This is a genomic window from Chitinophaga filiformis (assembly GCF_021646545.1).
Taxonomy (GTDB): Bacteria; Bacteroidota; Bacteroidia; order Chitinophagales; family Chitinophagaceae; genus Chitinophaga; species Chitinophaga filiformis_A.
Genome location: NZ_JAKIRP010000005.1, coordinates 377,472 through 399,258 on the forward strand (window position 1 = coordinate 377,472; position 21,787 = coordinate 399,258).

General features: G+C 46.3%; 21 protein-coding genes. 11 read left to right on the forward strand and 10 right to left on the reverse strand.

All coding sequences use genetic code 11. The features are described 5' to 3' along the window. The first annotated feature begins 120 nt into the window (after positions 1 to 120). Both L3C95_RS16065 and mgrA read left to right on the forward strand, forming a co-directional pair. Positions 121 to 996 (forward strand): AraC family transcriptional regulator, encoded by an 876-nt coding sequence (locus L3C95_RS16065; protein WP_236389058.1) that lies wholly within the window; start codon positions 121 to 123, stop codon positions 994 to 996. A gap of 130 nt (positions 997 to 1,126) precedes the next feature. Next, positions 1,127 to 2,122 carry an L-glyceraldehyde 3-phosphate reductase gene (mgrA, locus tag L3C95_RS16070; RefSeq protein WP_236389059.1) on the forward strand — a complete coding sequence of 332 codons (996 nt, stop codon included), beginning with the start codon at positions 1,127 to 1,129 and terminating at the stop codon, positions 2,120 to 2,122. A 345-nt stretch (positions 2,123 to 2,467) separates the two neighbouring features. Here mgrA and L3C95_RS16075 read toward each other — a convergent pair whose 3' ends face one another. Further along, on the reverse strand, positions 2,468 to 3,241 hold the full coding sequence (locus tag L3C95_RS16075; protein ID WP_236389062.1) for a phosphosulfolactate synthase: 774 nt from the start codon (positions 3,239 to 3,241) through the stop codon (positions 2,468 to 2,470). Between the two features lie 70 nt (positions 3,242 to 3,311). Next, the gene (locus L3C95_RS16080) at positions 3,312 to 4,253 is read right to left on the reverse strand and encodes an EamA family transporter (protein WP_236389064.1); all 942 of its coding nucleotides are present in this window, start codon (positions 4,251 to 4,253) and stop codon (positions 3,312 to 3,314) included. 116 nt (positions 4,254 to 4,369) lie between these two features. Here L3C95_RS16080 and L3C95_RS16085 point away from each other — a divergent pair, with 116 nt between their 5' ends. Next, complete coding sequence (locus L3C95_RS16085) at positions 4,370 to 4,999, forward strand: CGNR zinc finger domain-containing protein (RefSeq protein WP_236389065.1); 630 nt, start codon at positions 4,370 to 4,372, stop codon at positions 4,997 to 4,999. A 157-nt stretch (positions 5,000 to 5,156) separates the two neighbouring features. Here L3C95_RS16085 and L3C95_RS16090 read toward each other — a convergent pair whose 3' ends face one another. The 5 genes from L3C95_RS16090 to L3C95_RS16110 all read right to left on the reverse strand — a co-directional run bounded on the left by L3C95_RS16090 (position 5,157) and on the right by L3C95_RS16110 (position 9,024). Beyond that, a complete protein-coding gene (locus tag L3C95_RS16090) occupies positions 5,157 to 6,023 on the reverse strand; it encodes an aldose 1-epimerase family protein (RefSeq protein WP_236389066.1) in 867 nt (288 codons plus the stop codon). Between the two features lie 45 nt (positions 6,024 to 6,068). Next, entirely contained in the window at positions 6,069 to 6,278 is a 210-nt protein-coding gene (locus tag L3C95_RS16095) for a hypothetical protein (RefSeq protein ID WP_236389067.1), read from the reverse strand. A gap of 48 nt (positions 6,279 to 6,326) precedes the next feature. Then, positions 6,327 to 7,742 carry an MBL fold metallo-hydrolase gene (locus tag L3C95_RS16100; protein ID WP_236389069.1) on the reverse strand — a complete coding sequence of 472 codons (1,416 nt, stop codon included), beginning with the start codon at positions 7,740 to 7,742 and terminating at the stop codon, positions 6,327 to 6,329. A gap of 150 nt (positions 7,743 to 7,892) precedes the next feature. Further along, entirely contained in the window at positions 7,893 to 8,300 is a 408-nt protein-coding gene (locus L3C95_RS16105; RefSeq protein ID WP_236389071.1) for a response regulator, read from the reverse strand. After that, positions 8,293 to 9,024, reverse strand: coding sequence for a sensor histidine kinase (locus L3C95_RS16110; protein WP_236389072.1), 732 nt, complete (start codon positions 9,022 to 9,024; stop codon positions 8,293 to 8,295). Before L3C95_RS16110 ends, L3C95_RS16105 begins: the two co-directional genes overlap by 8 nt. A 219-nt stretch (positions 9,025 to 9,243) precedes the next feature. Between L3C95_RS16110 and L3C95_RS16115 the strand changes: the two genes are divergently transcribed. The 3 genes from L3C95_RS16115 to L3C95_RS16125 all read left to right on the forward strand — a co-directional run bounded on the left by L3C95_RS16115 (position 9,244) and on the right by L3C95_RS16125 (position 13,746). Continuing rightward, positions 9,244 to 10,302, forward strand: coding sequence for a sensor histidine kinase (locus L3C95_RS16115; RefSeq protein ID WP_236389073.1), 1,059 nt, complete (start codon positions 9,244 to 9,246; stop codon positions 10,300 to 10,302). A gap of 8 nt (positions 10,303 to 10,310) precedes the next feature. Beyond that, positions 10,311 to 11,024, forward strand: a complete 714-nt coding sequence (locus tag L3C95_RS16120; protein ID WP_236389074.1) for a LytR/AlgR family response regulator transcription factor — start codon at positions 10,311 to 10,313, stop codon at positions 11,022 to 11,024. A 136-nt stretch (positions 11,025 to 11,160) separates the two neighbouring features. Then, positions 11,161 to 13,746, forward strand: a complete 2,586-nt coding sequence (locus L3C95_RS16125) for an outer membrane beta-barrel family protein (protein WP_236389075.1) — start codon at positions 11,161 to 11,163, stop codon at positions 13,744 to 13,746. A gap of 102 nt (positions 13,747 to 13,848) precedes the next feature. Here L3C95_RS16125 and L3C95_RS16130 read toward each other — a convergent pair whose 3' ends face one another. Both L3C95_RS16130 and L3C95_RS16135 read right to left on the reverse strand, forming a co-directional pair. After that, entirely contained in the window at positions 13,849 to 14,250 is a 402-nt protein-coding gene (locus tag L3C95_RS16130; RefSeq protein ID WP_236389076.1) for a hypothetical protein, read from the reverse strand. Between the two features lie 123 nt (positions 14,251 to 14,373). After that, complete coding sequence (locus L3C95_RS16135) at positions 14,374 to 14,793, reverse strand: Dabb family protein (RefSeq protein WP_236389077.1); 420 nt, start codon at positions 14,791 to 14,793, stop codon at positions 14,374 to 14,376. Between the two features lie 223 nt (positions 14,794 to 15,016). Here L3C95_RS16135 and L3C95_RS16140 point away from each other — a divergent pair, with 223 nt between their 5' ends. The 3 genes from L3C95_RS16140 to L3C95_RS16150 are packed head-to-tail and all read left to right on the forward strand — an operon-like array spanning position 15,017 to position 18,353. Further along, positions 15,017 to 16,213, forward strand: coding sequence for a glycosyltransferase (locus L3C95_RS16140; RefSeq protein ID WP_236389078.1), 1,197 nt, complete (start codon positions 15,017 to 15,019; stop codon positions 16,211 to 16,213). Positions 16,214 to 16,247: 34 nt separating this feature from the next. After that, complete coding sequence (locus tag L3C95_RS16145; protein WP_236389079.1) at positions 16,248 to 17,342, forward strand: glycosyltransferase; 1,095 nt, start codon at positions 16,248 to 16,250, stop codon at positions 17,340 to 17,342. Continuing rightward, the gene (locus L3C95_RS16150) at positions 17,343 to 18,353 is read left to right on the forward strand and encodes a glycosyltransferase family 4 protein (RefSeq protein ID WP_236389080.1); all 1,011 of its coding nucleotides are present in this window, start codon (positions 17,343 to 17,345) and stop codon (positions 18,351 to 18,353) included. Here L3C95_RS16150 and L3C95_RS16155 read toward each other — a convergent pair whose 3' ends face one another. Then, entirely contained in the window at positions 18,354 to 19,796 is a 1,443-nt protein-coding gene (locus L3C95_RS16155; protein WP_236389081.1) for a glycoside hydrolase family 130 protein, read from the reverse strand. A 225-nt stretch (positions 19,797 to 20,021) separates the two neighbouring features. Between L3C95_RS16155 and L3C95_RS16160 the strand changes: the two genes are divergently transcribed. Beyond that, entirely contained in the window at positions 20,022 to 20,816 is a 795-nt protein-coding gene (locus L3C95_RS16160; protein WP_236389082.1) for a helix-turn-helix domain-containing protein, read from the forward strand. 77 nt (positions 20,817 to 20,893) lie between these two features. After that, a complete protein-coding gene (locus L3C95_RS16165; protein WP_236389084.1) occupies positions 20,894 to 21,733 on the forward strand; it encodes an AraC family transcriptional regulator in 840 nt (279 codons plus the stop codon). The last annotated feature ends 54 nt before the right edge of the window (positions 21,734 to 21,787 follow it).

Sequence of the window (21,787 nt, forward strand, 5' to 3'; positions counted from 1 at the left end):
ATTAGTGTCAGGACAATCAACCAATATAAATTGTAATTGCCGCATAGAAGAATTTAATCACCTGTAATCACATTCCTGCAAGCGCCAACAACTTGCTATACTTTAAAAAAATGCTAACAGATGAAAGTGCTACAGTTTACCATACCTGTTCCGCTGGACAAGTCCATCATTGTGCAGAAAGACGTACTGCCCTATTTCTATCCTCATCTGCACAGGCACCAGGAAATTCAGTTGACCTGGATACAGCAGGGAGAAGGCACACTCGTTGCTGACAACAACATGCATGCTTTCCGAGCGAACGAGATCTTCTGGCTGGGCGCCAATCAACCACATATCTTCAAAAGTGAAGCATCTTATTTTCAGCCCAAGAGCCGCAAGAAGATCGTGGCCCTGGTTATTTTCTTTAATCCGGATGGCGAGCTGGCAGGCTTCTTCAACCTGCCGGAGATCAAAGTGCTGAAGAACTTTATTCAGCAGCACCAGTCGGGGTTTAAGGTACCGCAGGAACATGCTACGGAAATATCCAGCCGTATGCTGAAAGTGACGAACAGTTCAGGTACTGAACAACTGCTGCAGTTCGTTGAGCTATTAAAGCAATTGTCTACCTACCAGGACTTGGCGCCGCTGGCCTCCGGTCAGAAGACGCAGCATGTCAGTGAGCATGAAGGTATCCGTATCGGCCACATTTACAACTACATCATGCACAACTATGATCAGCCCATCACGCTGGAAGACGCTGCCAAACAGGCCCATATGACACCGCAGGCATTCTGCAGGTTCTTTAAGAAACATACGCTGCATACTTTTGTGTCTTTCCTGAATGAGGTACGTATCAATGAGGCATGTAAAAAACTCACGGACGGCACCTATGATAATATTGCCACTGTGGCATATACCTGTGGGTTTAACAGTATTACCAATTTTAACAGGGTATTTAAAACGGTGACTAATAAATCGCCCAGTGAATATATGAACAGTTATTTCCAGAGCGTTTAGCAGGCAGCACTCCCCTGCTGATCGTTTTTGCTTGCTCTCTAATTAAATAGTATTGGCCCGGCAGCCGGCTGGATTTATAATTTATTAGTAATAACTGCTATCTTGGCTATCCAAAAAAAATAAATTCCATATGAGTGCTTATGTACCTGCCGGCGATCGATATGATTCAATGCTCTATAACCGCTGTGGTAAAAGCGGGATCCGTCTCCCTGCTGTTTCACTCGGTCTATGGCATAATTTCGGTTCCATAGATAATTTTGAGAATGGCCGTCAGATAGTACGTCGTGCCTTTGACAAGGGGATCACCCATTTCGACCTTGCCAACAATTATGGCCCGCTGCCTGGTTCTGCTGAAGAGAACTTTGGCGCGATCCTTCAGAAAGATTTTACAGGTTACCTGCGCGATGAGCTGATCATCTCTACCAAAGCCGGCTACCTTATGTGGCCTGGCCCATACGGCGAATGGGGTTCCCGCAAATACGTGCTGTCCAGCCTCGATCAGAGCCTGCGCCGTATGAAGCTGGATTATGTTGATATCTTCTACTCCCACCGTCCTGACCCGGACACGCCTATTGAAGAAACAATGGGCGCACTGGATACTGCTGTTCGTCAGGGTAAAGCATTATATGTAGGATTGTCTAACTATTCTGCAGAGCAAACTAAAGCAGCACTGGCTGTTTTAAAGTCCCTCGGTACTCCCTGCCTGATCCATCAGCCTAAATACTCCATGTTCGAAAGATGGGTGGAAGGCGGACTGCTGGACGTACTGGGCGACAATGGTGTAGGATGTATCCCATTCTCGCCGCTGGCACAGGGCCTGCTGACAGACCGTTACCTGAAAGGCATTCCGGAAGGCTCCAGGGCCAGCAAACCAAGTGGATTCCTGAAAGCTGACCAGATCACCCCTGAGAAGCTGGATAAGATCCAGCGCCTGCACGCTATTGCGCAGAGAAGAGGTCAGTCGCTCGCCCAGATGGCACTTGCCTGGTTGCTGAAAGACAAACGTATCACTTCCGTTCTGATAGGCGCCAGCTCTGTAGGGCAGCTGGATAATAACCTGGGGGCATTGGACAAGGTACAGTTTGACGCAGCTGAACTGCAGGAGATAGAGGGAATTTTAAAATAATAATGGTTATAAAAAAGGAAGCCGTCCGCCACAGCAGGACGGCTTCCTTTTTTTATGGTCCCCGGGGTTGACAACCCCACGCTACAAACACACGGCATCTACGGAGCCGATTGACGGTTTGTTGCCCGGTTTGTTGCCGGGTTTTACCATGCATATAAGGTGGATATGACAAGGAACAAACAATGCTTCTCCTATGCTCATCTTGCGTTCATCTTACGTTCAAAGACGTAAGATGAACGCAAGATGAGCATAGGAGAAGCATTGTTAATTCCTGATCTGATGCACAACAAAAGCGGGGCTGACCCAGGAAAAGGTCAGCCCCGCTTATATGATATTGTAAAAACCTTATTTGCCTCCGTCAAGGTAGAAATGGAAGCTGTCGCCACGCAGGCCTACGCGCATTGCTTCCAGGGAAATCACCTCGTGGGATGCTATGTTACCCAGGTTGGCGTTGCAGCCGATCAGGTCCAGGAAATACAATTGCTGGTCCTTCCGGGGTGCTTCCCAGATGATCTTTTCACCCGGTATCTGTGTCAGGATCTCCTGTACCAGGCCTTCACGTACTTCTCCCGAGTCACGGTACAAACCTACGGTACCATTTTCCCTTGCTTCCGCGATAATGTATTGGGAACCAGCAGAAAGTTCTGCCTTCATCAGTTCTATCCATTTATAGGGAGGGGTGATATGCTCACGGTCTTTATCCTTGGAACCAATTTCGCTCAATACCGTACCCAGTTTGGCCAGTTTCTCGATATAACCGCATTTTTCAGCATGCGGGATGGAAAGAGAACCATCGGAAACCTCGAAGTAATTGATACCGTATTTTTTACTGACTTCTATATAATCATCAAACTGATTGCGGATGATAAAAGCTTCCAGTAAGAGTCCGCCGAAATACACGGGAATGTTAAATGACTGGTATACTTTGATCTTCTCGTCCAGGTTAGGCGTCACATAGGCGGTACCGAAAGCCAGCTTCACCATATCGACATGCGGGGCGGATACAGACAGGAAGTCTTTCGTATCCTGCAGGCTCAGACCTTTATCGGTCACCATTGTAATACCGAATGAACGTGGCTGCTGTGTACGATCGGGAATTTTGTCCAGATTAAAATTCATTTTACCTAAAGTTTTGTACTGCGATTTACTTCCTTGAATTAAACTTCCGGACAAAGGTATTCAAAAAAAATCAGGCGCGTTGCTGATTAAAAGATAGTTTATAAGAAGGGAAATTTGTTAACAGTACTCCCAGCAAAATCACCACCATCGCCACCAATTGCATCCAGCTTAGTTGCTCATTTACGAAAACCCAGCCCACCAGCACCGCCACTACGGGATTAACGTAGGTGTGGGTGCTGACCAATGCCGGCGGACGCACTGTTATGAGCCAGGTAAATGCCATATAGGCTATCAGGGAGCCGAAAATAACCAGGTAAAACAATCCTGCCCAGGCTTCAGCAGGAACTTCATTAAAACGGAACCTGCCCCATTCACCGAAAATACCGCTTAAAAGACTGCTGCATATTCCTGCGGCAAACAGCTGGATACAGGAACTGACAATGTTAGAAATGCCTTTCTCCATACGTCCTTCTGCGTGCAGCGCGCCGCCTACCCAGAAAACGGTGCCGATCAATACGGCCACATATCCCATCCATTCTGTTGTAACATTTCCTGCGGATGCCGATGTAGCATCACTGCCACCAAAGAACAACAGGATACCCGTAAAACCGATCAATAAGCCTATAATAATGAACCAGCTGGAAAAGTACTCCTTCCACCGTTTCCGGTCTGCCAGCAGGAAGAAAAAGGGCTCGGCAGCGATAACAATGGCTGCCTGTCCGGAGGTAATATATTGTTCGGCCCAGGCTACCATGCCACTACCACCTACCAGCATGAACAATCCGCTGATGGAACAGGTACGTATCGCCTGCCAGCCGGGCCACTTCTCTTTCTTAATAAAACACCATCCCAGCAACAGCAGAGCTGCCATCAGGTAGCGTAGCGCAGAGAGCATAAAAGGAGGAAATCCCCTCAATCCATAGATCACGGCCAGGTAGGTAGTGCCCCATACGATATAAACAGCCATAAATGCCAGTACTATCAACCATTGTGGAGCTTTCTGCTGAGCCATTGCCATCCTTTTTTACTTGTTAAAGTATATTCGCTGGTATAAAATTAGCAAACTTTTACCACCAGCAAAATATTTTTTGATAGTGATAATCGAATTACTTTACCTTTGGTATACGGATGAGCAAAGAGAGATCTATAGCAACTTTATCGCTGGATGGCGGTGCACTCTGTTTTCATTTTATCAATACGGTAAATGCATGGAGAGGTCCCAATCTGCATGAGTACCTGGGCAGCTATGAAGAGCTGATAGACTGGTGCAGGAAAGTCAACATCCTCGATGAAGCGCAGCGAATGGCTTTACTGCGATACGCCACATCGGATGAACCGGCGGCAGCAACCGCACTGCAGAAGTTAAAGCGCACCCGGGAAACCCTGTATCATTTCTTCTCCGCCATTGCAGAAAACGATGGTATTACACTCGCACCCGCCGTACTGGAAAAATTCAATAAAGCGCTTGCCAGTGCCCTGTCCCGCCTGCAGTTTGAAAAGACCGCAACAGGTGTTCAAGCCACCCTGCAAAGGGATGATACCGATCTGATGGCGCCACTGTGGATGGTGATGAAGTCGGCCTATGACGTACTTACCAATGAAGAGCATGTGCGGATCAAAGAATGTGAAACCTGCGGATGGATCTTCCTGGATCATACCAAGAACAATAAGAAGCGCTGGTGCAGCCCGCTGACGTGCGGAACAACCGATAAGTCGAAACGGTATTATCAGAAGAAAAAAGAAAAAGCAGGCGAATAAAAAATAAAGGACTCCGTTAGACGCTGTTTGTAGCCGAGGGAACGTGGTATTACAACAAATAATCATTAACAAAACATAATAGGACTCCGCTAGGAGTCCTGTGTTTGTAGCCCGGGGTGCAACCCCGGGAACATGTGATTTTTCAAACCCCTGGGAATTAATACAGCGTCACCGTCCAGCTTCTCTCAAAATGTTTACCCGCATCCAGGATGTGGATCCCTTCTTTACCGGTAATTTCTCCGGAAGCATTTACACTGTCAGCAATACCATTCCATGGCTCTATACATACAAAGTCAGCATCTTTCGCCGCCCATATGCCCATATACGGGAAACCATCATATTGCAGTTTCAGTCCACGGGGCGACTTATCACTTTTCAGCTCAATGATGTTGGAGGCAAGTGTCTTGAAAACCAGGGCATCGTTATAGAACAGTGAATGTTTCAATGCCAGCTTATGTGTCTTTACGAGAAATGGCTCCGGTGTGAGTTCGATCAATCCATCTGCTGACAATGGCCATACGCCGTCGTTCTCTTCTTCGTTAAAAGACAGGTAATAATCTTCATACGCGGTTCCTTCAGTCAGCGGCACCTTAAAAGCAGGATGAGCTCCTACTGAAAAGTACATGGTATTTTTCCCTGTGTTCTCTACGAGATAAGTCACTTTCAGTGACGTATCGTGCAGCGTGTATACGACCTGGAAAGTAAAATGGAAAGGATATACCTGACGGGTATCTTCAGTATCCTTTAATGTAAAAGTAAGCTGATGATCGGTCTGTGCCGTCAGGGTAAATACCTTGTCACGGGCAAAGCCATGCCTGCCCAGTGTGTAGCTTTTACCTTTATATGTGTAACTGTTATTTTTAAGGGTACCCACTATCGGGAACAAAACGGGACTTTTCTTAGCCCATTCCGGTCCCGCATGCCACAGATATTCCTGATCTAAGTCCGTGCGGACGATGTTTTGTAACTCGGCTCCTTTTTCGGCAACAACTACCCGTAGTTTATCATTCTTTAATTCAGGCATACGAAACTTTTTGCCTCAAAAATAACCATTCGGGTCTTATATGCCTTATTTTTTCCTGTCGCTTAATACCAGCACCAATCCTATTACGGCTACAATACCGCCAGCATAAGTAGGCCAGCCTACCCAGCGGTTTTCCGTTTTATTGACTTCCAGGGGCCCAAGGTCCGCTACTTTCTTTTCTGTCTTTACAGAGAAGCCGCGTATCACGATCATGGCGATACCGGCAATAATCAGGATGATGCCAAGTGTTTTCATGTGTTGCAGGTTTAATATGCCAATCAACACAATACACATGCCAGCTGATCATAAAAGCGGGAAAGGGCTCAGATAATCTGTCAATTGAAAACGCCCGCTTTCTTTCAAAGCTTTCAGACCTCCCCGGATATCCACCAGGTTATGATACCCCCGCATACGCATAATGGAGATAAAGATCACGGAACGGTATCCACCGGCGCAATGTACATAGTATAGCTGCTTCTTGTCCAGCGTTTGTACGCTGTCATTGATATAATCCAGGGGAATATTGATGGCATTCTCTACATGCTCACTACCATATTCACTTCTTCTGCGTATATCCAGGATGTTTACCGGTACCCACAACATTCGGTCAGCCAGTTCATCGGGCGTAATCGCGGTGATATTGTCTGTTGGCCGGCCATCTGCTTTCCAGGCATCAAAGCCTCCTTCCAGGTAGCCGATGGTATTATCATACCCTATCCGGGCCAGTCGGGTGACCACTTCTTTCTCCCGTCCCGGGTCTGCAACAAAAAGGATGGGTTGTTCCACGCCGGGAATGAGCGTACCTGCCCAGGGGGCGAAATTACCATCTACACCGATATTGAAAGAACCGGGAATAAATCCATTTACGAATGTTTCCGGACCACGGGTATCCAGTATCACGGCATCGGTTTCATTGGCGGCAGCTTCAAAAGCGGCCGGTGAAAGCGGACGCATACCTTGTTTGATGATATCTTCCATATGCCCGTAACCCTGTTTATTCATGCTTACATTCATAGGAAAATAAGCAGGCGGGGGTGTTAGTCCTTCGGTTACCTCCTGTATGAATTCATCTCTTGTCATATCCTTCCGCAAGGCATAGTTGACCGCCAGCTGATGAGCAAGTGTATCTGTGGTCTGATCGCTCATGTTCTTACCACAGGCGCTACCGGCGCCATGCGCAGGATATATCGTGATATGTCCGGGCAAAGGCATTACCTTATTATGCAGGGAGTCGAACAGGGTACCGGCCAGTTCTTCTTTCGTTTTTCCGGAAGCCTGTTGTGCCAGATCGGGACGGCCTACATCGCCGATAAAAAGAGTATCGCCCGAGAAGAGTGCAGTCTCCTCTCCTGCTTCGTTGAGCAGTAAAAAACAGGCGCTTTCCATGGTATGTCCGGGTGTATGTAAAACTTTGAGCTTTACTGCACCCAGGGTCAGGATCTCACCATCTGTAGCAATATGAGCAGGGAACGCCGGTTGTGCTCCCGGGCCATAAACGATTGTAGCGCCGGTGGCTGCTGCCAGCTCGAGGTGTCCCGAAACGAAATCAGCATGGAAATGGGTCTCTAATACGTACTTTATAACAGCGTTATCCTGCTGTGCTTTTCTGATATAGGATGCGACATCGCGCAAGGGATCAATAATCGCTGCTGCTCCGTTACTTTCAATGTAATAGGCGCCATGAGCCAGGCAACCGGTGTAAAGTTGTTCGATTTTCATGTTTAACCGTACTTATATTGCAAAGGTCCGGTAAACGGTTAAATGGGGAGATGACGGTCATCACGGGGAGAGATGATACTGATGCAGTGATACAGGCAATGCTGCACGGGCATTGTTTCCTTAGAATAATAACCAGGTATGATGTAAATACTAATGTTGCTCTGCTCCTGTCAGCAGTTCGCGGATAATGTTCTTGCCGATGGGTTTAACAAGGTATCCGGCCAGGGTGGGAAATTCTCTCGCCCGCTGCAGATCGCTTTCATGTGTGGAACTGGTAAGAATGTATACTCTGATCTGTTTATTTTCCGGGAGGGACAATTGCACAAATTCGCGCATAAACTGCCAGCCGTCCATAAATGGCATGTTAACGTCCAGGAGGATCAGATCCGGTAATTCATCCGGTGTATCGAGATGAGATTTAATATAATTCAGGGCCTGTTCTCCATCGGTGAATTTATGGATACGTTCTACAAGCTCCAGCCGCTCAAAGTGCTGCCGCATTACAAACTGGAATAATTCATCATCATCGACAATGCAAACATGCTTTACTTTATTCATCTTGCTGTAAGGTGTGTACGCGGTTATTAAAATAAACATAGAAACTGCTGCCCATGCCCGATTCATTTGTGACTTCAATATTGCACCCGAATGTCCTGATCTGGTCCCTGATCATAAAAAGGCCAATACCATTGCTACCGTAACCGCGATGAAACCTCCTCCTGTAACGAAACAGTTGTTCCTCGTGCTTTTCAAGGTCAATCGTTGTGCCATTGTCATGTACCATTAACACTATGTTATCTTCTTCTTTGCATGTTTCTATACTGATCTCAGGAATCACACCGGGGCGGGTATATGTTATTGCGTTATTAATCAGGTTAAATAAAATATTTTCCAAATATACTTTCAGGTCGTTTATAACGGGTACGATCAAATTGAGCGACAAATGTGCATCTTTTTCCGCAATCTGCGGACTCAATAATTTCCACAGCCGTCTGATCATTGGTTTCAGCTTGCAACTGGTAAAGAAATGCTGCACATACACCGGTAAGCCGGCAGATTCGATCTGGGTTGCCGCCCTTTTCTGAGCTATCTGTGCCAAGGGGAGCATCCGGGCTGTCTCAGGACAGTCAGGGGCTGCTGTTTGTGTTTGAGATATCCGGGGAGCGGCTAACGTGGATTTATTGTAACCTATGGTCGTATCCTGCTCATTAATGGCAAAATATCCTTCCTCAATAGCCGCGGCTATTGCTGGTAACCAACTGTTCGCATAATCGATCTTCATCAATTTATCAGTTATTTTGACAACGAGCCCAATACTATTGGATTAATTTAAGCTCTTACCGGGGCTTAGGATATGATTATAAACGAATTATCTGCTAACAGACAGCAATATAAAAGAAAACTGCAAGTTTGCCGCCAAAAAAGCGGCATTCATCTCATTTTTTTTACATAATATAGATTTTTGGGGTTCTTTTGGGTTATTTAACTGTTACACGCGGTAATGACTACAATTACTACTGATAAGAAGCAGGCCTGGTATTCGGGAAGATGGGCGCAGATATTCCTGCATGTGATTGCCTGGGTGACACTATTTTCCCTTCCTTACCTGTTACGTCCTTCGCCCGATCAGCGGCATGCGCCTGATCCGGATGAACATTTATGGCAGATACATTATATCGCTAACGCTTTTGTACTGACCCTCTTTTTTTATCTGAATGCCGGTGTTCTTATCCCTAAACTTATTTACCGGAAAAAATATCTCCAGTTCAGCGGCATACTATTGTTCTTCTTTGCTGCGCTGGTATATTCCCGCCGCTTGTTCATCCATGGGTTCATTGCACATAAGCAGTTTGAATTAAGGCCTACCATCCTTTTCACTTTCTTCACCCTGTTGTTTATCCTGGCCTGTAGTACGGCCTGGAAAATGATCCGGGATAAGATGAATGCAGACAAGCTGGCCAGTGAAAAGGAAAATGAAAATCTTAAAACGGAGCTTTCCCTGTTACGTTCTCAGGTCAGTCCCCACTTTATGTTCAATGTACTGAACAACATGGTGGCGCTGGCCAGAAAGCAGTCAGACCAGCTGGAACCATCGCTGATCAAGCTTTCGTCCCTTATGCGTTATATGTTGTATGAGGCGGATGAAGACAAGGTACCGCTGGACAAGGAAACCGATTATCTCCAGAGTTATATTGACCTGCAGCAGCAACGCTTTGGCGCCAAAGTACAGGTGAATGTTGTGATGGATCTGCCGGAGCAGGGATATGAAATAGAGCCCATGCTGCTGATCCCTTTTGTGGAGAATGCCTTCAAACATGGGACGGGTCTTATACCTGATGCGCGTATTGACATAGAACTGCGTGCCCGGCAGGGATTACTGCAGTTTACCGTGATGAATAAGTACAATGCTGAGTACACGGAAATAAAGGACAAGACCTCCGGTATCGGGCTTACAAATGTGAAAAGAAGACTTAACCTCCTTTACAAGGACAATCATCAGCTGCTGATCAGTAAAAAAGAAGGATGGTTTGTTGTGTCTTTGCAGTTACATTTACATTAAATTGAGTTATGACCTTACGTTGTATAGCTGTTGACGATGAACCATTAGCTTTGGATTTGCTGGAAGATAACATCCGCCAGGTGCCCTACCTTGAGCTGGTAGCCAAATGTGCAGACGCATTTGAGGCTATTAAGGTATTGCAGGAAAAAGAAGTGGACCTGATCTTCCTTGATATACAGATGCCCGGATTGACAGGACTACAGTTTATACAGAGCCTGGCTCATAAACCGATGATCATCCTTATTACCGCTTATGAAAAATATGCGCTGGAAGGATTTGAACTCGACGTGACAGATTACCTGGTAAAACCCGTAGCACTACCCCGTTTCATCAAAGCCTGTAATAAAGCGAGAGAGCTTTACCAGCTGAAACATCAGCCTGCAACATCTTCCAGTGCCAGCACACCGGAATTCTTTTTTGTCAATTCCGACTACAGCCTGTTGAAAATCAATGTTGCTGACATCATCTGGATTGAGGCGTTAAAGGATTATATCAGAATTCACCTTACCGGAACAACCAAACCCGTTGTGACACGTATGCCATTAAAGCAAGTAGAAGAACAACTGGCACCCGCCAGATTCATCCGTATTCACAAATCATATATTATTGCCGTGGCGCATATCACCGCCATCAGAAAAAACAGTGTGTTTATCGGCGCCATGGAACTACCCGTGGGCGACAATTACCGGGAAGCAGTAGCCGCTCTTACAGGCATCAAATAAGCCTTTACCAGCTTATCATGTGAAGCCTGCCAACGCTATTTTCCGGCTATTTCGTCGCATTATTTCCAGACGTTGTCTCATTTGCTATGTATAATGGAAATACGCTATTAGTTTTGTCTCTATAAGAATGTTACTTATGCAAAGAATTCTCTGGCTTTTCGCCATGCTAACTTTCTCCCTCCAATTATCCGCCCAGCAGAAGCCGGGAGGTTTTGCCGGCGGCAAACCACCCAGCATAGGACGCCTTTACGGTAAAATACTGGATAACGAAGGGAAACCCATGCCCTATACCTCGGTAATCGTATTTCAGAATCGTTTCGACTCCGCCACAAAAACAAAAAAGGACGTACTGATAAAGGGTGTTATTACCCAGAATAATGGTGAATTCAACCTGGAAGAACTGCCTATTATGGGGCCGTTAATCCTGAAGATTTCCGCCACCGGCTTCAAGCCTTATTCCCAGGTAGTATCTCTCATGACAAAGAAACCGGCTCCGGGCACAATGCCATCTTTCGACAAAGACCTGGGCAATATCAAACTGACCAGCGATATCAGTCAGCTGCAGGGTGTAACCGTGACCGCCTCCAAACCACTCATGAAAGTGGATATGGATAAAAAGGTGTTCAATGTAGAAAAGAACATTTCCAGCGCCGGCGGTACCGCTATGGATGTTATGAAGAATGTGCCTTCTGTCAATGTGGACATCGACGGTAACATGACCATGCGTAACGCAGCTCCGCAGTTGTACATTGACGGCCGCCCTACTACCCTTACCCTCGACCAGATCCCTGCTGACGCTATCGAAAGCGTGGAAGTAATGACCGCCCCCAGCGCCAAATATGACGCTTCCGGCGGTGGTGCAGGTATTGTGAACATCGTGCTGAAGAAGAACCGTAAAACGGGTTATAACGGCAACCTCCGTGCGGGTGTGGATAAACGTGGCGGTTTCAATGGCGGTGCCGATTTCAACCTGCGCCAGGGCAAGCTGAACCTGACAGCCAGCGGTATGATCAACCAGATGCGTGACCGTACTACGGGTAAAACAGACCGTTACGACATTTCCAGCGAACCGAATATCCATACGCTGCAGGAAAACACTTCCAAAAGCAATGGTGGTTTTATGTTCGGTCGTCTGGGCGCTGATTATTTCGCTACTAACCGTACCACTTTATCTATTTCCGGTATCAGGGTACATGGTAGTTTCAAACCTTCCAGCATCCTCGACATCAACACAGACACGCTGTTCAGTGGCGGTCCTATGACGGCTTTCAGCCGCAGGGTAACATCTGGTAAACGTGTATTCAATGGTACCGGTTTAGTGTTGGGTATGAAACATCTCTTCCCGCATGAAGGAGAAGAATTGACGGTAGATGCGAACTATTTTGGTGGTAACGCTACCAATAGTTCCAACTATAACACAGACTTCTATAATGTCAAAGGTGGTGCTGTTACCAGCAACCAACTGGAAAAGATCTCCGGCAACGGTAAAATGCGGAACATTACCGCGCAAACAGACTATGTAAAGCCATTGGGTAAAAGCAAACTGGAGGCTGGTCTGAGAGCGAATTTCCGTCATATCGAAAACGCCAACTATAACTACCTGTTCAATGAGGCTACCCAGGAATACGATCTCACATCAGGTAATACCAGCAATTACAAGAACAATGAGAGCGTATATGCTGCTTATGTAACCTTCAGCAGCAGCATTCATAATTTCAGCTACAAACTGGGATTACGTGGGGAAAGTTCAAAATACACCGGGGAACTCGTCCAGACAGGACAGCAATTCAGCAACAGCTATCCTACCAGTCTGTTCCCTACTATCTTCCTGAGCCAGAAGTTCAAACACGACCAGGAAGTACAGCTGAGCGCTACGCGTCGTATCAATCGTCCGAACTTCTTCCAGCTGATACCTTTTGCTGACTCGACGGACAAGCTGAACATCACAAAAGGTAATCCGGGTCTGGTACCGGAGTTCACACAATCGCTGGAGTTGTCTTACCTGAAAACATTTAAAGGTAATCACACATTCCTGGGTTCTGTATACTATAAATACACTGATAATACCATTACCAGTTATATAGATCGTCAGACAGACCCGACTACCGGTAGTACAGCCCTGATCAACACCTTCATCAACGCCAAAGGCAGTTATACTACCGGTGCGGAGATTACGGTACAGAACTATTTCACAAAGTGGTGGGATATGTCTACCAACATCAATATGTACAATTCCAAGGTAGACGCCGGCCAGACAGCAGTAGCCAATCAGAAAGCGTTATGGAGCGTGTTCGGTAAGCTGAACAGTAATTTCAAATTACCTGCCACCATGGAACTGCAACTGACAGCTACCTATCAGTCGAAGACCAATCTGCCGATCAATACGAACAACGGTTTTGGTGGTGGTCCTCCCGGTATGGAAGCACAAAGCTCTTCACAGGGTTATATCCGTTCTTTCTACGGTATAGACCTGGCACTGAAGAAAAGCTTCCTGAAGAGCAAAGCCCTGAGTGCGACGATAGGTATAAGTGATATCTTCCGTACCAGGAAGACAGACCAGTACTCATACAGTGCTTATTTTACCCAGAATTATACCCGTTTAAGGAACCCGCAGATGATCAGGCTGAACCTGGCCTACCGCTTCGGGAAAATAGACGCGTCCCTGTTCAAACGTAAGAGTTCAGGAGCAGGCAACCAGGGCATGATGGATGGTATGCAATAATATCATATACAGGAACAACAAATAACAAAAAACGAATGGTCAGACAGCCATTCGTTTTTTGTTTTTATGCGCATAGCGTTCTTCAGGGAACACCCCTTCTGATTATGCATTCATGAAGTCCAGGTCGAAGTAATATTCCCGGTAGTCAGCGGGATTCAGGTAAATGGAGATCTGCTTGTGTTTCTCCAGCAGAAAATTGACTGTTACCCGGTCTTTGTAAATGTAGGGACTAAGTAATTGAATATACATGTTATTCTCTGCCTGGTAGGCGCAGGAGAGATAACATATTTCCTGCTCGCGTACATGGTCTGTCTGATGGCCGATCAGGCCATCCAGCATGCGAACTTCCAGGTTGTCGGTACTAACCGCCTCCTCATAGTAATTGGATGTGAAAACGGTAAAATCTTCTGCGTTCACTGTAATTCTGTTCCCGGTCATTTTCAGACCGGCATTAGGATCTTGTCGCGTTGGGGGAAAGAGCAGTCCAATGAGTCGTTTCAGCATAATTAATCACTTTAATGATGACGATCAGGCTGGCATTGGTTGTTGTAATGGTAAAATCCTGGCTGATAGGATGTCAGTCCGCCGCTGGCGGACTGACTATTGATTCAAATATACAAAGTATCATTAAATATCTTCGGAATCGTATACGATCACCTTTTTCCACACGGAAGAACATTCTTCAATAAACTTCAGGTGAGCGGGATCTGTCTGATAAATGTCCTGGTCTGCTTTATTTTTAAAGAAGAGCAACCAGGAAACCTGGTAAGAGCGGTCTATCACATCGCGGTTGGTTGTAGAGGGCATGCCGATATGGTGCTGTTTGATAGTTTTAGCCCCTTTGGCCAGCTTTTGCAATCCGGCAACAAGTTTGGCCTTGTCTTCCTGGCTGTCCGGATTATGCAGCCAGAAATAAACATGGTGTACAAATACCTTCTCTGCCGGTGGCACCGCCATGGCCACTCCGCCGGTCATTGTAGCTACGCCCGCCACAGCAGCCGTTTTACCTGCTGCTGAAAGGAACTGTCGTCTGGTTTGTTTCGACATAGGGTTATTTTTTTTGTCAAGAAAAATAGGAAATTATCCCGATATCCCTGCATTGGCATCCAATCTTTCTCGCGGGCGTGCCAGTTCAACTGGTTCACTTTTTGTAATTCTATCCATAGGATACTAACTAAGACACATAACAGCTTTGAACCCCCGGCCGGTTTATTCCACACTGGCCGATTTTGGTGAACCTATTTGCTACTACTTCGTTAAAAACTTTGATATGGATACATTTGACATGAAGCCTGAGATTCTCTTTGTGAGTACTTACTCGCCCCGCAAATGCGGTATTGCCACCTTTACCGCCGACCTCACCAAAGAACTAACCCATCTGTTGAAGCATGAGTTTGAGATCAGTATATGTGCCCTAGACAAAAGGGCCAATACGGAGCTGTATGCAGCACCTGTCACAATGGTCATGGACGGTTGCCGGCTGAATTCCTGTATTGCAGGTGCGGAAGCCATCAACCAGAATCCTGCGGTGAAAATGGTTTGTGTAGAGCATGAATTCGGGCTTTTCGGCGGTAATATGGGGGAATATGTACTGGCCTTCCTTTCCCTGCTGAGCAAGCCTTTTATTATCCGTTTCCATACAGTGTTACCTCACCCTGACAGTGAAAGGCTGAAGCTGGTACGAAGCATCTGCCTGCTGGCCGACAAGGTGATCATCATGACCCAGCATTCACACAAACTACTGGTGGAAGATTATGACATTGAGCCGGAAAAACTGTTGATCATTCCTCATGGTACCCATCCTATTCCGCCGGCCAACAGAGTGGAACTGCGGAACAGGTTCAACCTGCAGAACAGGAAGATACTGACCACTTTCGGACTGCTTAGTCCCAACAAGGGGATTGAGCTGGGTATTAAAGCGATGGTAAAGATTGCTGCGGAATTTCCGGAAGCTGTTTACGTCATACTGGGGAATACTCACCCCAATTTAGTGGAGACTGAGGGCGAAACTTACCGCGAAAGTCTCCAGCGACTGATCGAAGAAAATAATCTTACACAAAATGTAAAACTTGTCAATGAATTTATTCCAACAGATCAACTGCTGAAATATCTGGCGCTTACAGATATTTATCTCTTTACTTCCAAAGACCCCAACCAGGCAATGAGCGGTACATTCATGTATGCGATGAGCGCCGGTTGTGCGATCATATCCAATGCCTTTGTGCTGGCAAATGAAATGCTGGATGAAGACACAGGTGTTATTATTCAATCAGGCGATGAAAACGCATTGGCTGATAACGCTATTAACCTGCTACGTAATGAAGCGCAACGACAGGAGATGGGTAAGAAGGCATTCATGAGGACCAGGAATACCCTTTGGGGCACCGTGGCCCGTAAACATGCGATGTTGTTCTATGAACTCATGAGAAAACAATCACCTACCTACAATAATATTGTAGCGCTATAACCGACGTGGCCCATTGTTCACCAAAAAAAATAACATGCATCCGCATTTACAGACAACGAAAACCACTAAGAGAAAAGAAACCGTATCCGGCAAAATAACTTTGCCAGCCTTTAATCCGGATCACGTACTGAATATGACAGATGGCACGGGCATCATACAGCATGCCCTGCGTAATATACCCAACAGGAAAGAAGGCTATTGTACAGACGATAATTCCCGGGCGCTGTTGTTAACCGTGCTGGCGTGGAAACAGAACAGGCACCCTGAGATGCTGAAGTTGATGTCTGTTTATCTGAGCTTTATTCATTATATGCAGATGGAGGATGGTTATTTCCACAACTTCATGCTATACAATAAGCACATCGTCATAGATGGCAGTTCGGAAGATGCTTATGGCCGGACGATCATGGCGCTGGGATATCTGATAGCCGACGGGCCATCGCCGCTTACCATCAAAACAGCGGAAGATATTTTCCTGAAAGCCGCGCCTCATATGGACAATCTGATCTCGCTCAGGGGTATCGCCAATAGCCTGATCGGGTTATGTATGTTTATCGGATCACAACATCCGCTGGATGGGCACATGAACAGGGCCGTACAGCTGGCGGATAAACTCGTACATGAATATCGCAGATATTCAGATAAACATTGGTGTTGGTTTGAGGAAGTATTGACGTATGATAACGCTATGATACCACTGGCCCTCCTGCATGCCTATGGACTGGCCAGGCAGGAAGAATACCTGCAGATTGCATTGGAGTCTATCAGTTTCCTGGAATCGAAGGTGTTTGTTGACGGAGTATTACATCCTGTAGGCAATAATGGCTGGTGCAGCAAAGGCGGTACTACCGCTTTATTTGATCAGCAGCCGCTGGATGCCATGGCCATGGTATTGTTTTACCAGCAGGCATTCTATATTACGGGAGATAAAAAATTCCTTACAAGGGGAATACGTTCCTGGCAGTGGTTCATGGGTGACAATGCATTGAAGCTGCCACTATATGACAAAGATACCGGTGGCTGTTCTGATGGTTTGCAGCCTGACAGGGTAAATGAAAACCAGGGCGCTGAAAGCACTATCGCGTTCTGGATCGCCTATTTTGCCGTTTCTGAAATGTTAGACAGATAAATGAAAATAGCAGTTCTCTCTCCTATCGTCTGGCGTACCCCTCCACGCCAATACGGCCCATGGGAACAGGTGACCTCTGTACTTACCGAGGGTCTTGTAAAAAAAGGAATCGATGTAACACTTTTTGCCACGGGCGATTCTGTCACCCGTGCAAAACTTGCATCCGTATGCGATCATCCGCTGGGAGAAAAACCAGCAGACTTCAAGGTATGGGAGTGCCTTCATATATCGGCGCTGATGGAAAGGGCCGGTGAATTTGACCTGATACACAATCATTATGATTTCCTGCCCCTCACCTATTCCCGGCTGATTCCCACACCGATGCTGACGACCATTCACGGCTTCTCATCACCGGACATTATACCGGTATACAAGAAGTACAATGATACGGGGCATTATGTATCTATCAGCAACAGTGACCGCAGCAGGGAATTAAGGTATATCGCTACTGTATATAATGGCATCGATGAATCACTATTCTCTTTCCGGGAAACACCGGAAGAGTACCTGTTGAGTTTTGGGAGAATACATCCTGAAAAAGGTACACATCTGGCGATAGAGATTGCCCGGAAGCTGAACATGCAACTGATCATCTGTGGCCTGATACAGGATGCACGTTACTTTAAGGAGCAAGTGGAACCTTTTATCAATGGCGACACTGTTGTTTATAAAGGGAATGTTGGTCCGGCGGAACGCTGCCTGCTGCTGGGCAACGCAGCAGCATTACTACATCCAGTGATGTTTGAAGAACCGTTTGGGTTAAGCATAGCAGAAGCGATGATGTGTGGTACGCCTGTGATTGCATTTAACAGGGGCGCTATGAAGGAATTGATAAAAGACGGAACCACGGGGTTCCTCGTCAATACGGTAGAAGAAGCAGTAGCTGCTGTCGGCGATATACCGCATATTCACCGGTATAATTGCCACCTGCATGCGATGGCCAACTTCAGCCAGGAGCAGATGGTAAACCGTTATATTGAAGTATACAAAAGGATAGTCAGTACAGCCTGACTATCCACCTTTTAATAAAGCTTTCAGTAATTTATCCAGCGGTACGCTGGCAAATGAAGACGCATAATCTGACACTGCATAGGGAATGAAGACCAGTCCTTCATGGATCATGGCGCCACAGGAATAAACCACATTAGGTACATAACCATCCCGTTCATCTTCTTTAGGCATCAGCAGAGGATATCTCAGGCGGCCCAGTTCTTTTGTAGGATCTTCCAGATCGAAGAGCGCCGCTCCCAGGCAATATTTCCGCATAGGTCCCACACCATGGGAGATGATCAGCCAACCTTTGTCGGTGAGCAATGGCGAACCGGCATTACCTATCTGCACAAACTCCCAGGGATATTTAGGCTGCTGTAACAGGATGGGGTCCTCCCATTCATACAGATCGTCAGAGAACATAATATAGTTGTTCACACCATCTACTCTGGACAGCATGGCATATTTTCCATTGATCTTTCTGGGAAAAAGCGCCAGGTTCTTATTCACCGCTCCCTTTCCATATAAAGGCGACACCTCGAAATGCTGGAAGTCGCAGGTTTTGATCAGTTTTGGCAGGATGAAAGAACCATCATATGCGGTATATGTAGCATAATAGGTGCAGGAACCTTCTTCCTCTACAAATCTCACAAAACGGGCATCTTCAATGCCATTCTTTTCCGTGTAGGTTACCGGAAAGATGACACGTTCAGACAGACCTGTATAGTCGGGGAAATGCAGCTCGTAGCTAGCATCTACTAATTCGAGTACATGCTGCTTCATATTCTGCTGGTCCGAGGGATCTTTGATCCCTCTCAGCAGGGTGCGCAGCACGACGTCTATTTCCGAGTAAGTGAAATCTCCTGTGAGCTGGTGTAATATCCCCACGTGAATATCTTCCGGGAGGCGTAGCTGTGACAGCTGCTGGGCAAAATGCTCTTTATCGTTCAGCTTTTCACCGGTCAGTTTGCCCTCTGTCAGGAATCTGGCCGGGGGATCAAGGTGGATATTACAATCCTTGTCCAGCACTCCCTCCCGGAACTCAATAGAAGAAATATGACTTTCTCCTGTAGCCCGGAAACTGACTATTACCCGCTTTTCTCCCGGTTTCAGCCCTGACTGGTCGGGCGCTTCCACTACTGAAGGATTAAAAAGGGCAGCCGCTTCCAGGGAGTACTCCATGGTAAAATATGCTCCCAGTAAATGTTGCCGTTCTTTGGTCACCATCAATCCGGCTGGCACCAGGTGACTGATCCTCGCATAATGCATCTCAAAGATCACATTAATATCTTTGTATCTGCAGGAAAATTCTCTCAATACATTATCCAATACTTCACATACGGTATCTTCCGGCATTTCCACGACCTTGCTAATGATCTGAAGAGCGCGTTCGTTTCCTGAATTAAAAAAGCGTGGAATCACTCTCTTAAAATCGGGGGTAATCCTGATGTTTTTTCTCGTCATGCTTAACATATGCAACAATCTACTGGGTTAAGAAAAGATATATACCTATAAAGTTAACTCTTTTAGCGTTAAGGTTTTGTGATGCCACGTAGCGGCGTCACCGTTCGATTCGTATAGCTGAATGAGTTGACCACACTCTTTGAGCTTTTCAGCAAACAATATTTGAGCCAACGAACAAAGTATGGAATAGCCTGAAGACGTACCTTTGCTAAAAAGCTGATAATCATGGCTAATCCGGAGTCGCTCATACCATATTTCTTGTATTCCTGTTATACGGACAGACACTATGAGGCAGAACAATTTGTACCGGAGCATGTGCTGACACAGGTAATAGCTGGCAGCCTGGTATTCTATTCTTCTGAGGGACGGCATGAACTAAAGTCCGGAGAGGTGATCTTTGCAAAAAAGAACCAGCTCACCAGAGCCCTGAAATATCCCGGTCCCGAAGGAGAAATGAAGTCTGTCAGCGTCTTCTTTGACCAGGCATTTCTGCGCGATTATAGTGCCGAAAATAGCCCGGTTGATATCATTCCCTACTCTGGGCCCTCTTTTATACAATTCCCGTCGGAAACACTGTTAAAAAACTATTTTGAGTCGCTTAGCCCCTACCATCATTTGCAAACCAATAAACCACTGGCTGTTCTAAAGCAGCGGGAGGCATTACTGCTATTACTGCACCTGGCGCCGGATCTGAAAAATGTGCTCTTTGACTTCAGCGAACCGGGGAAAATTGATCTTGAGGAATTTATGAACAAACACTTCAGGTTTAATGTGGACCTCAGGCGTTTCGCCTATCTAACCGGCAGAAGCCTGGCAACCTTCAAAAGAGATTTTGAAAAGGCGTTCCATGAGTCCCCGAGTCGCTGGTTACAGCAGAAAAGACTGCAGGAAGCCTATTTCCAGATCAAGGAAAAAAGGAGAAAGCCGTCAGATGTCTACCTGGAAGTAGGATTCGAAGATCTTTCCCATTTTTCATTTGCCTTCAAAAAGACCTATGGAGTAGCCCCCTCCCTGGTATAAATATTATTTTAGACCGGCATTTCCAGCAGGCACATCTGCATGAAAAATCATTATCTTTAAGCAGCTGGGAACAGGGTATGAAAGTCACTAAGTTTCAACTACGCCATTTTATTACCAAAGGTGAAATATTCCATCTTGCCCGGGTGAAGATCCTTTCACGCGATGATATATCCCTGCATAACCATGACTATGCCGAGATATTCTGGATAGAGCATGGTGGGGGTACACACCTTATTAATGGAAAAAAAGTCCCCCTGAATGCGGGCGATCTTGTCATGATACGCGCGGAAGATCAGCACACATTTGCCTCCAGCCGGCAGGGCATTACGATGATGAACCTGGCCTTTCCCCTGAAAACGGTACAATATTTCCGCAAAAGGTACTTTACTGGGGTGGATGATTTCTTCTGGAAAAAGGGTTCCCTTCCCTACCAGACCAACCTGGACGTGAATATGCTCCGTAATGTGAGTCACCAGGCGGAAAAGATCTGGAAACATCAGAGCTCTTCGATCCATCTGGACAGTTTCCTCTTATTACTTTTCAGGCTACTACTTCCGAATGAAAATCAGGCTGATAATCAGGGCGTTCCTGCCTGGCTGAATAATGCCGTTCAGCAGTTCCCCGTCCAGCCGGACTTGTTCCGCCTGGGTGCCCGTGGCTTCGCCTCCATCTGCGGTCGCAACATGGATCATGTGAACAGGACAGTCCGTAAATGTTATAATAAAACCCTTTCTGCCCTGGTGGCAGAGTTACGTATGCAGTTCGCCGCCAGGCAATTAGCCATTACCAATGCCCCTATCAAGAGTATCTGCCACGACTGTGGATTCAACAACCTGGGCCACTTCTACAAACAGTTTCAGGGCATGTATAAACAAACACCCTCACAGTACCGCGATCAGCATCAACGCCTCTCATAGATCGTTATAACGTAAAAAATATATTTGTTAGCGCAATAGTATGAGCGCTTTATT